Here is a 12,258-nt window from a genome sequence, read left to right as displayed (position 1 = left end):
TGCTAATATGTTTTTAACATATTAAAAATAATATCCTAATATATTTAAATCATATAAATATTATTCTTAATATCGAATTAATAATAATTAATTAAAATTAACAATGCAATGATTTAAATGAATTAATAATTCATATAATAAATTATTAAAATTATTTATATCTCCATTTATTTAATGCATTTACTCTTAAACGATATAACTCATATTTAATAGCAATTCCATGAAATAAATTTTTATTTTTAAAAGAATTAACAGATATATTTTTTATAGATAAAAACATAGATTGTAATAATTTACCTAAAACAGGCAAACTATTTTTTTGATTATTATTATAATAATAATGACGTAAATATATTAATTTTTTTAATCTCTTTGGTTTTCTCCATACATCAATACTATTAAAAAAATTAATTATCAATTCTGAACTTTGATATTCCAAATTTTGTAAGAAATGATGAAAACCACATAAAAAAATTAAAAAATTTTGTGTTTCTTTAGGAATTTTTAATCTCGTACATAAATTTTTTATTAAAATAATTGGTTCTTTATAAAAAAAATTATTGTTAATTTGAACTATAGATGTAAAAAAGATACAACTCATAAATTGTAAAAAATAAGAAAATCTAATGTCAACATCTTTCGTAATTTTAGAAATTCTGGATAATTCCATTAAACTATATTGTAAAACATTAATATAATTATCCTGTACATTAATAAAATTAGTTTCTCTAAAAAAAAATCTAATTTCAGGAAATACATATAATAATGCGTTACATTGATGTAAAACTTGAAAATAAACCTGAGGATTTCTAGAACATAAACCTTTATATGTTTCCTTCCAAATTCTTTCGGGTGTTAAATATAATAATTCTTTACGTTCACAAATTACTGTCATTAACATTAACGTTTCTTTTGCAATATAAAAACCCAAATGTGATAAAGTTGCAGCAAATCTAGCAACGCGTAATACTCTTAAAGGATCATCAGTAAAAGAAGATGAAATATGACGTAAAACCCGTTTTTTAATATCTTGTTGACCATTAAAAAGATCGATGATCTTACCAGAACGATCTTGTGCAAGTGCATTAATTGTTAAATCACGTCTAATTAAATCATCTTTTAGAGTAATTGTAGGGGAAAAATTAAATAAAAATCCAGAATGTCCAACTCCATGTTTTTTTTCAGTTCTAGCTAATGCATATTCTTCATGTGTTATTGGATGTATAAAAACCGGAAAATCTCGACCTACTTGTTGATATTTTTTTTTTAACATCTGTTGTGGCGTTGAACCTACCACTAACCAATCACGATCATGTATTGAAAAACCCAATAAACGATCTCGAATTGCTCCGCCTACTAAATAAATTTTCAAAATATCACCTAAGTAAAAATATCAATAAATAAAATATAAAAATATTTTAATTATTTCATTAAATTAATTAATATTATTAATTCTTAAAATACAATCATAAAAAACTAAATAATCTGAATATATATAACATACATAATAATATCCTCTAATAATATAATATTAGCTAATTAAATATCTTAAATTTATTCAGAATTAATCAATTGTCTCATGAATTAATAAATCAGGATATACTATAATAGACTGGTTTTGAGAATATAAACCTAATTTATATTTTAAGAAACCAACATACGCAATCATAGCTGCATTGTCTGTACAAAAAATTTTTTTAGAAAAAAAATATTTTATTTGATTAGTTATAAATAAATTTTTTAATTTTTTTCTTAATAAATTATTTGCACTAAAACCACCACATACTACAAAATTTTTTAAATTAATTTTTTGTATAGCTAATTTACATTTTATAACTAACGTATCTACTATAGCTTCTTCAAAAGAATATGCAATATTATTTTTCTCTTGAAATATATTAGAACACTGCAAGATAACATTTTTGACATGCGTTTTTAATCCTGAAAAACTAAAATTTAAATTATAATTTTTTGTCATAGGCCGTGGAAAAAAATATCTGCCAGACTGACCAAATTTTGCTAAATTAGATAATTTTTTTCCACCTGGGTAACCTAAACCTAATAATTTTGCTATGTAATCAAATACATTGCCAACTGAATCATCCATTGTTTTACCTAAAATAGTATATTTTCCAAAACCATGAGCTTGAATTAATTGTGTATTTGCTCCAGAAACTAATAACGCTAAAAATGGAAATAAATTTTTTTGATGATTGATCATCGCTGATAATAAATGCCCTTCTAAATGATTCACTAAGATACATGGAATATTTAGAGATATCGATAAAGTACGGGCAACAGTTGCTCCAACTAATAACGATCCTGCTAAACCGGGACCAACTGTATATGCAATAGCATTAAAACCATTTGATTGAATATTTAATTCATTATTAAATAAATATTTAATACAAACTTTTTTAATTAAAAAAATTAATTGATCTAAATGAGATCTGGCAGCTAATTCTGGTACAATACCGTCAAATTCAGCATGTATATGATTTTGATTTAATATTGAATGAAAAATCAAACCTAATTCTGAATCATAAACAGCAACAGACGTATCATCACACGATGTTTCTATTCCTAATATCCGCATACTTATTCCATTTAATATGATCCATATAATACTAAAAAATTTATTAAATATATTATCTAACTAATAATGTATTATATGTATTATGATATAATTAATATGATATTTATAAGTACTATTATTAACCTAATACGCTAAATAATTAGCTATATAATAGCATACTATATTCTGCATCAATAAATAATATTTATATATTATACATATATTAAATCAATTCTATGGAAAATTTTATGCCGGCAATTAAAATCAGAGACAACGAACCTTTTGATGTAGCATTAAGAAGATTTAAAAGATCTTGCGAAAAAGCAGGCATCTTAGCTGAAATACGTCGAAGAGAATTTTACGAAAAACCTACAACAGAAAGAAAACGTGCAAAAGCATCAGCCATAAAACGATTAGCAAAAAAATTAACACGCGACAATGCTAAACGTATTAAAAAATATTAATAAAAATAATATTTACATATTATACAAATATTTAGACCGTTTATTTTTACTAAAAACGGTCGAAAATTAATAAATTATATGATAACAAAAAAAATAACAGGTAAAATTTCTCAAAAATTTATTTATGAATTAATTGAACGTACAGATATTATAGAATTAATAAATAAGTATGTTACATTAAAAAAATCTGGAAATAACTATAAAACATTATGTCCATTTCATAATGAGAAAACACCTTCGTTTATCGTCAGCCCTCAAAAACAATTTTTTTATTGTTTTGGATGCGGCGTGCATGGCAATGTAATAGATTTTTTAATGAAATATGAAAAATTAGATTTTTTAAATAGTATTATTGAATTAACAACACTAAATGGTATAAATATTTCAGAAGTTACTACTAATTGTAATTTTATAAACCAATATTCTTATAAAAAAAAAATTTATTATATTTTAAATAAAATATTAAAAATATATAAAAAAAATTTATTTATATTACCGAATATAGCCTACGAGTATCTTGCAAAACGTGGTATTAATTATAATACAATGAAAAAATTTTCATTAGGTTTTGCTACTAAAAATAATTATCAAATTACAAATTATATTAAAAAAAAATATATTAATTCATCTATTATAATAGATTGCGGGTTAATTATTCAAAATACAAAAAAACATCAACATGATCGATTTAAAGAAAGAATTATTTTTCCTATAAAAAATAAATACGGTCAAATACAAGGTTTTGGAGGTAGAGTATTAAATCAATATAATTATCCTAAATACTTAAATTCACCTGATACTATAACGTTTCAAAAAAAAAAAAATCTTTATGGAATATATGAACTATATTTATATAATTCTAAACCCACAAAAATATTAGTAGTAGAAGGATATTTAGATGTTATTTCATTAGCACAGTTTAATATTAATTATTCAGTAGCTGTATTAGGTACCAATATTACAACACACCAAATAAAAATACTATTTCAAATTAGTAAAAAAATAATATTTTGTTTTGATGGAGATAATGCCGGACGTCAAGCTAATTGGATGGCACTAAATATATCATTAAATTTGTTGCAAGATAATTGCACAATCAATTTCCTATTCTTACCGGACAATGAAGATCCGAACAGCCTAATTTTTAAAGAAGGAAAAAAAAATTTTGAAAATAGAATTAAAAATTCTGAAACATTATATTCATATTTATTTAATAAACTTGCTGATAAAATGAATTTAAGTTGCATTAATGATTGTATTAAATTAAGTCGTTTATCTATTCCTTTAATTAATAAAATACCCAGTAAAATAATCAAAATCTACTTAATAAAAATTTTAGGAAATAAAACTGGAATATTAGATACATATCAATTAAATAAATTTATTACTCTATCTAATACCAATGAACATTGGTACAAAAAAAAATCCATAAAAATAACTACCATGAGGCTATTAATTAGTCTTATTATTCAAAATCCACAAATAGTGAAAAAAATTAAAATTATAGAAAAAATTAAAACATTTAATATAATCGGAAAAAATATTTTATTAGAATTAATACAATTAATTCGTAAAAAAAAAATATTTAAAACAGGACACCTACTAGAATTCTATAGACATACACCTTTGGAAAAAATTTTTAAACATTTAAGTACTTGGGACCATATGATTAAAAAAAATAAAATATATTCTATAATTCAGGAATTATTTAATAATTTAAAAATGCAAAATTTAGAATATAAATATAATCAATTAATTAATTTAGAGCGAAAACACGGACTTAGTATTATAGAAAAAAATGAATTATGGAAAATTAATAAAAAAATAATAAAAATTAAACATTATAAATATCAATAACATAAAAATTTTTACTAGTATTCATACTATAAAAAATTTTGCATTATAAGGTGAATCACAGTGTATTGATATTAATAACATATATAAAATATTATTAAATAATATTAATTATTTATTTCAATAAGCATATATTATTTACTTTTTAGATAAATTTATCAATATAAACGGATATCGTCTTATGAAAAAAAAACCAAAATCACAACTAAAATTATTAGTTTCCCATGGAAAAGAACAAGGATACTTAACATATTCAGAAGTACATGATCATCTCCCAAATGAAATTACAGATTCTGATCAAATTAAAAATATTATACAAATGATAAAAGATTTAGGTATTCATGTAGTGGAAGAAGCACGAGAAATAGAAGAAATTATTATTAAAGAAACACCCATAGATACAGACGAAGATACAGCAGAAGCTACTGATCAAGTATTATCAAATGTCGAAACAGAAATCGGCAGAACAGCCGATCCCGTAAGAATGTATATGAGAGAAATGGGTTCTGTAGAACTTCTTACACGGGCAGGTGAAATAAAAATTGCAAAAAGAATCGAAGAAGGAATTAATCAAGTACAATGTTCAATTTCTGAATATCCTAAATCTATTTTATATTTTTTAAAACAATATGATCGAGTAAAATCAGGAGATATGAGATTATCAGAATTAATTACAGGATTTATAGATCCGAAAATAGAAGCTAAAATACCTAATTCCTCAGAAAAACCGTTATCTTTTACATCTAATTCTAATACTGAAAAAAAAATAAATACTAAACCAACAGAAGGACAAGTCGATGATTATAACCATATCGATCCCGTACTAGCAAAAAAAAAATTCTTACAATTAAAAAACCAATATTATATTACTAATAACACTATTATAAAAAAAAATAGAAGTCATCACGACTCTATAAAAGCTATTCATGAATTATCTAAAATATTTAAACAATTTAGATTGGTTCCAAAACAATTTAATTATTTAGTAAAAAATATGAGAAAAATAATTCAAAAAATTAAATTACAAGAAAAAAAAATTATGATGTTGTGCACTGAAAAATGTCATATGCCTAAAAAACATTTTATAAAAATATTTAGTCAATACGAAACTCGTTCTATATGGTATAATATAGCAATTAATAAAAAAAAATCATGGTTTTATAAACTAAACTTAATACAACCCGATATACAAAATAGTATACAAAAATTACTAACTATTGAAAAGCAAACAGGTTTAACTATTAAACAAGTTAAAAAAATTAATAAAAGTATATTATTAGGAGAAGAGAAAGCAAAAAGAGCTAAAAGAGACATGGTTGAAGCTAATTTAAGATTAGTAATATCTATTGCTAAAAAATATACAAACAGAGGGTTACAATTTTTAGACCTTATTCAAGAAGGTAATATTGGATTAATGAAAGCTGTTGATAAATTTGAATATCGGCGCGGATATAAATTTTCTACGTACGCAACATGGTGGATACGTCAAGCTATCACGAGATCTATCGCTGATCAAGCAAGAACAATTAGAATTCCTGTACATATGATTGAAACAATTAATAAATTAAATAGAATTTCTAGACAAATGTTACAAGAAACTGGCCGAGAACCCACTCCCGAAGAGTTATCAGAAAAAATGTTAATTCCGGAAGAAAAAATTAGAAAAGTATTAAAAATTGCAAAAGAACCGATCTCTATGGAAACTCCTGTCGGAGAAGACGATGATGCGCATTTAGGTGATTTCATTGAAGACACTAATCTAGAATTACCGTTAGAATCCGCTACATCTGAAAGTTTGAAAACTATTACTAATGATGTTTTATCTGGGTTAACTGAAAGAGAAGCTAAAGTATTAAGAATGAGATTTGGAATTGACATGAATACTGATCATACATTAGAGGAAGTAGGTAAACAATTTGATGTTACACGTGAAAGAATACGTCAAATTGAAGCTAAAGCATTACGAAAATTAAGACATCCTAGTCGATCAGAAATATTAAAAAGTTTTTTAGATAACTCGTAATTTTGTATTTGTATTGATATATTAAAAGTATATATATACTATCGTACCATATTAATCATAGATATAAAATCTACAACTTCTATAAACAAAAATTTATATTTAAATAAATATTTATTTGTATACATTTTCTTAAAATTATTAAAATATTAACACTAATTAAACAATTTTTTTATGACACATTATTATTATCTTTAATAAAATAAAAAATTTATTAAGTAATATATTTAAAATGCTTATATATACTAAAAATTCATAATTTTTATACATATAAAATTAATTAATACATATATACCTATAATAGATTTATGTTAGTTAATAACTAATATTTATTATTAATGTAATAGCATTCCAAAAAAATTATATAAATTTTATTTATAGTTTATATTATAACATAATAAAAATATTTATATAAATATATATTTAATAATTTAATTATATTAAAATATATATTTATATATCACGCGATATTAAAACATCGCGTGATATATAAAATTTTTTATAAAAATTTTTTATAAAATATATTTTTATGAATCTATATGATATAGTCGCTCTTTTATCAAATTTAATGAATTTTGCACTTGTCTTTTAGAAACTCCCCCAATTGCATCTTTTTTCTCTAAACACGATTCTAAAGTTAGATATTGATATATATCGGATTCAACTAGCGGACAATATTTTTTAAAAGTTAATAAATCTAACTCTTCAAGATATTTATTTTGAGAAATAGCTTTCATTACTATATTTCCTGCAACATGATGAGCATCTCTAAACGAAACCCCTTTTATTGCTAAATAATCCGCTAATTCTGTAGCATTACTATAACCTTCCCGAGCTAGTTTTTTCGCTCGTAATTTATGTATATGAATATTATTTAATACGACGCCACACATTTCTAAACACTCGTCCCAAATATCTAAACCTTGAAATAAATGTTGTTTATCTTCTTGTAAATCTTTATTATATGATAACGGTAATCCTTTCAGTAAAATTAAAATAGAATGTAGTGATCCATACACACCGCTACATTTTCCTCGAATTAACTCTAAAATATCTGGATTTTTTTTTTGAGGCATTAATGAAGAACCTGAGGTGATTGAATCAGACAATTCAATAAAACAAGCTTCACCGGAGCTATAAAATATTAAATCTTCCGAAAAACGAGATAAATGCATCATACTAATAGATGCTGCTGACAACATGTCTATAATGAAATCTCTATCAGATACACTATCTAATGCATTATTTGTACTATCTGAAAAACCCATTAATAATGCTAATTTTTTTCTATCAATATTCCATGATGTTCCTGCAATAGCTCCACATCCTAATGGCGATAAATTTAAATATTTCATTACATCTAAAACTCGTAATCGATCTCTTTCCAACATTTCTATATAAGCTAAACACCAATATGCAAATGTAATAGGTTGTGCTCGTTGTAAATGTGTATAACCGGGAATAATAGTATCTTGATGTAAACACGCTTGATTTAGAAAAATACGTTGTAATTTAATAATTTTTTTTAAAATAACATTCGATTTTCTTTTACACCACAATTTTAAATTAGTAGCAATTTGTTCATTACGACTTCTTCCGGTATATAATTTTTTTCCTAATTCACCAATTTTATTGATTAACATAGTTTCTAGCCAACTATGTATATCTTCAGAATCTGACTCTAATATATCCGTAATATTATTACTATATTTCTTTAAAATACTATTTAACGTTGTTTCAATTAATTTTTGTTCTTTATTTGTTAATATCTGAATATCTATTAATATTTTCGACCATGCTATAGAAGATTTAATATCATCTTTTATTAATCGATAATCTACCTTTAAAGAATTATTAAATTTTTTAAATTTCACGTGAGATAACTTAGTAAACCTTCCACCCCAAAGAGACATATATTTACCTCAAAATACACTATCAATGTATTAAATGCTATTTTTAGTATTTAATGCACGGATACGTGACGATAACGAAAATAAACGAATAAAACCCTGCGCATCTACTTGACTATATACCTGATCTTTATTAAAAGTAGCGTATTCTTCAGAATATAATGTATTTGGTGATTTTTTCTGTAAAATACGTACCGAACCCTTATATAATTCCACCACTACTTCACCAGAAATACTCTTAGATAACATCTCTGAAGATTTTTGAAGAGATTGTCTAACAGGCGTAAACCATTTGCCATCGTATATTACCGACGCCATATCTAGTGCGATTTTATTTTTCCAATACATACTATCTCTATCTAATACTAGTTGCTCTAAACTTCTTAAAGCATGGTGAATAATTGTCCCACCAGGAGTTTCATAACAACCTCTTGATTTAATACCAATAAGACGATTTTCAACAATATCTACTCGACCAATAGCATGTTCACTACCTATATAATTTAATTTTTTTAAACATTCATACGGACTCAAAGATTTATGATTAACTTCTATTACACAGCCTTTTTCAATACGTAAATGAATTTTTACTGGATTATCTGGTGCATCATATGGGCTATTTGTCCAAACCCAACACGTACTATCAGTAGCATTCCAAGTATTTTCTAAAATCCCTCCTTCAGTTGATACATGAAATATATTTTCATCACGACTATAAATTTTTTCTTTAGTAACATCAGTAGCAATATTTTTATGACATAAATACTGTAATAAGTCTTCTCGAGATTGAAAATCCCATTCTCTCCAAGGAGCAATAACTTTTAATGAAGGATTAAGAGCAGCATACGCTAACTCAAAACGAACTTGATCATTTCCTTTTCCTGTAGCTCCGTGACTTAATCCGATTGCGTTAATTCTATTAGCAAAATCTATCTGAGCTTTAGCAATTAACGGTCTAGCAATAGCTGTTCCTAGCAAATACTGTCCTTCATAAATAGCACCAATTTTTAACATAGGAAATATGTATTTTGTTACAAATTCATCTTTTAAATTAGCAATATAACAATCAGATGCTCCAGATAAAATTGCTTTTTTCTTAATATTATACAAATCTTTTTCAGATTGACCGATATCAGCAACAAATGCGATAACATCATATTTATAATGATCTTTAATCCAAGGTATAATAGCAGAAGTGTCTAATCCACCAGAATATGCTAAAACTATTGTTTTATTAGCATTATTATTTTTCATATTTTTTATAAACCTATCAATTACGCTCTATAATCCCAACATCTATTGAATTTTCTTATACATAATTTAAAAAATCATTTAAACTATACAAATTATCTATTTTTAGTCACTTTATTTAAAAACTAAAATCACAGAAAATCGACATAAATATTAATTTAGTAATTAAATCTTTTAAAATATTCAATTTACAAATAAAAAATTCATATATTTACTATATATTAAATATCGTTTTTTATACTATTTCACTGTGAATAAATAATTTTTTACATAACTATCTATAAATAATAGACTCTCATTTAAAAAATTAATTAATTCAATCGAGTTAATATTAAAATATAACTATATACCACCAAAACAGCTGAACAAAAAAAAAGAAATGGCATATATACTCAAAAACCATGAATAACTTTCATATATATTCGTGTTTTACATAATTTTTAACTATTATTCCAATAATTTTTATTATCTAATTAATATGCTATATATAGCATATTAAAATATAAAATATATTATATTTATTTTTAACCAATATAATTATTATTCTTTATATGCATGTATTAAGAATATTATTAAAAATAATTAATAATTAATCTTTAATCGAAAAAAAATAGTCTTTATACGTTAAATAAATTTTTTAGTCATGGTATTTTAGAATACAAGCATTATTCTATATTAATAATTATAAAATTAATTTATTAATACCATTTAATACATAAAAATTTACTGTTCAGTGAATTAAAAAATATATATAATTGCTATATACTACAAAAATATTAAATATTTATTTAATAAAATATTATTAATAATAATAATATTAAAATAAAATTATCTTACATTTTATTTAATTAATTCATTAATTAAATTAAACCTAATTGATAACAAATTTTCCAACTTAAATGTGATTGATTTAAAGTATATAAATGAAAATTTTTAACACCTTCGTGATATAAACGGACAATTAAATTAACTGCAATATTAACGCTCAAGGTAGTACATTTATCGTAATCACCTTCATATTCATGAAAAGAATCAAAAATCCATCGTGGAATATAAACATTAGTCATATTAGCAAATTTCTGTAATTGATTAATATTTAAAATTGGCAATATACCAGGTATTAAAGATATTGCTAAACCCATACTTTTACAATTATCACGAAATTTTAAAAACTTATCGATGCTAAAAAAAAATTGTGTAATAGCTTGTGTAATACCTAAATCAACTTTATATTTTAAATTATTTAAATCATCTTTTAGACTATTAGATTCAGGGTGTAATTCAGGATATGCAGCAACTAAAATTTCAAAATTATTAATTGATTTTAACAATTTAATTAAGTTACTTGCATATATTATTTTTTTAGTATATTGAACAGGTAAATCACCACGCAATGCAATGATGTTTTTAATACCATGATTCCAATATTTCATTGCTATAGCTTTAATATCAGATTCATCATATCCAATTGTAGTAAAATGTGCAAATACAGTTTTATTAGTTAAAGAACGTATTTTTTTAACAATAAGAAATGTTTCATCACGATTTTTAGAATATATACTATTTGTAACTGAAAAAAAATCAGGATTACATTTATTTAACTTTTGAACAGAATGAAATAATTGTTTTGTTAGTATAACATCTTTAGGCGGAAATACTTCAAACGAAATTCTAATTTTATTTTTTAAATGATAAGATTCATAATTATATTTTTCGTTATTGCATTTGATGATATTTATCATATATATATCCTGATTATAATCAATAAAATAATGTTATTATAAATATATAATAACATCATTTTCAACATAACAAGCTACATAAAAATATATAAAAAAACTTTTTATAAATAGATAATCTACTATCTCCCTGTAAATATTAATAATTATTAGTAAAAATTTTTATTTTAATTATTTTATATTCTTAAATGATAAATATATCTAGAATATATTAATTATATACACAAATATTATATGCTATATAAATAAGACTTCTTATTAAAATAATTTAATAAATTAAATATTATAAATAATAACTATAATTTAAATAATTCAAATATATAAAATTATAAAAATAGTTTTATATTTATAAAAAATATGTTATTATTAAAAATAAAAAAATATTTTTATGTTATTATAATAACAATTTAAATAAATTCTTATTATAATAACATAAAATTTTTAT

At 23.0% G+C, this 12,258-nt stretch carries 8 protein-coding genes; 3 read left to right on the top strand and 5 right to left on the bottom strand.

The genetic code is table 11. The annotated features are described in order from the left end of the window. Window positions 1–151: 151 nt before the first annotated feature. Both APCICUMA2628_RS00185 and tsaD read right to left on the bottom strand, forming a co-directional pair. Entirely contained in the window at window positions 152–1,372 is a 1,221-nt protein-coding gene (locus APCICUMA2628_RS00185) for a CCA-adding protein (protein ID WP_154027028.1), read from the bottom strand. A gap of 192 nt (window positions 1,373–1,564) precedes the next feature. Beyond that, on the bottom strand, window positions 1,565–2,596 hold the full coding sequence (gene tsaD / locus APCICUMA2628_RS00180; RefSeq protein WP_154027025.1) for a tRNA (adenosine(37)-N6)-threonylcarbamoyltransferase complex transferase subunit TsaD: 1,032 nt from the start codon (window positions 2,594–2,596) through the stop codon (window positions 1,565–1,567). 227 nt (window positions 2,597–2,823) lie between these two features. Here tsaD and rpsU point away from each other — a divergent pair, with 227 nt between their 5' ends. The 3 genes from rpsU (at window position 2,824) to rpoD (ending at window position 6,916) form a co-directional block, all read left to right on the top strand. Continuing rightward, window positions 2,824–3,039 (top strand): 30S ribosomal protein S21, encoded by a 216-nt coding sequence (rpsU, locus tag APCICUMA2628_RS00175; RefSeq protein ID WP_154027023.1) that lies wholly within the window; start codon window positions 2,824–2,826, stop codon window positions 3,037–3,039. Between the two features lie 78 nt (window positions 3,040–3,117). Next, window positions 3,118–4,896, top strand: coding sequence for a DNA primase (dnaG, locus tag APCICUMA2628_RS00170; RefSeq protein WP_154027019.1), 1,779 nt, complete (start codon window positions 3,118–3,120; stop codon window positions 4,894–4,896). A 178-nt stretch (window positions 4,897–5,074) separates the two neighbouring features. Continuing rightward, a complete protein-coding gene (gene rpoD / locus APCICUMA2628_RS00165; RefSeq protein ID WP_154027015.1) occupies window positions 5,075–6,916 on the top strand; it encodes an RNA polymerase sigma factor RpoD in 1,842 nt (613 codons plus the stop codon). Between the two features lie 524 nt (window positions 6,917–7,440). On the opposite strand, the gene argH is transcribed toward rpoD, so the two are convergent. The 3 genes from argH to APCICUMA2628_RS00150 form a co-directional block, all read right to left on the bottom strand. Then, on the bottom strand, window positions 7,441–8,826 hold the full coding sequence (argH, locus tag APCICUMA2628_RS00160) for an argininosuccinate lyase (RefSeq protein WP_154027012.1): 1,386 nt from the start codon (window positions 8,824–8,826) through the stop codon (window positions 7,441–7,443). A gap of 30 nt (window positions 8,827–8,856) precedes the next feature. Continuing rightward, on the bottom strand, window positions 8,857–10,077 hold the full coding sequence (locus tag APCICUMA2628_RS00155) for an argininosuccinate synthase (protein ID WP_154027009.1): 1,221 nt from the start codon (window positions 10,075–10,077) through the stop codon (window positions 8,857–8,859). Between the two features lie 857 nt (window positions 10,078–10,934). Next, complete coding sequence (locus tag APCICUMA2628_RS00150; protein ID WP_154027006.1) at window positions 10,935–11,816, bottom strand: methylenetetrahydrofolate reductase; 882 nt, start codon at window positions 11,814–11,816, stop codon at window positions 10,935–10,937. Window positions 11,817–12,258 lie beyond the last annotated feature (442 nt).

Source organism: Buchnera aphidicola (Cinara cuneomaculata) (genome assembly GCF_900698865.1).
GTDB classification, from domain to species: Bacteria; Pseudomonadota; Gammaproteobacteria; order Enterobacterales; family Enterobacteriaceae; genus Buchnera_F; species Buchnera_F aphidicola_AA.
Note: the sequence above shows the minus strand (reverse complement) of the source record. Positions and strands in the feature narration are given on the sequence as shown.

Bases quoted from the DNA above. Each gene is read 5' to 3' on its own strand.
- rpsU (WP_154027023.1), top strand. From the start codon at position 2,824: ATGCCGGCAATTAAAATCAGAGACAACGAACCTTTTGATGTAGCATTA.
- APCICUMA2628_RS00150 (WP_154027006.1), bottom strand. From the start codon at position 11,816: ATGATAAATATCATCAAATGCAATAACGAAAAATATAATTATGAATCT.
- rpoD (WP_154027015.1), top strand. From the start codon at position 5,075: ATGAAAAAAAAACCAAAATCACAACTAAAATTATTAGTTTCCCATGGA.
- APCICUMA2628_RS00155 (WP_154027009.1), bottom strand. From the start codon at position 10,077: ATGAAAAATAATAATGCTAATAAAACAATAGTTTTAGCATATTCTGGT.
- tsaD (WP_154027025.1), bottom strand. From the start codon at position 2,596: ATGCGGATATTAGGAATAGAAACATCGTGTGATGATACGTCTGTTGCT.
- dnaG (WP_154027019.1), top strand. From the start codon at position 3,118: ATGATAACAAAAAAAATAACAGGTAAAATTTCTCAAAAATTTATTTAT.
- argH (WP_154027012.1), bottom strand. From the start codon at position 8,826: ATGTCTCTTTGGGGTGGAAGGTTTACTAAGTTATCTCACGTGAAATTT.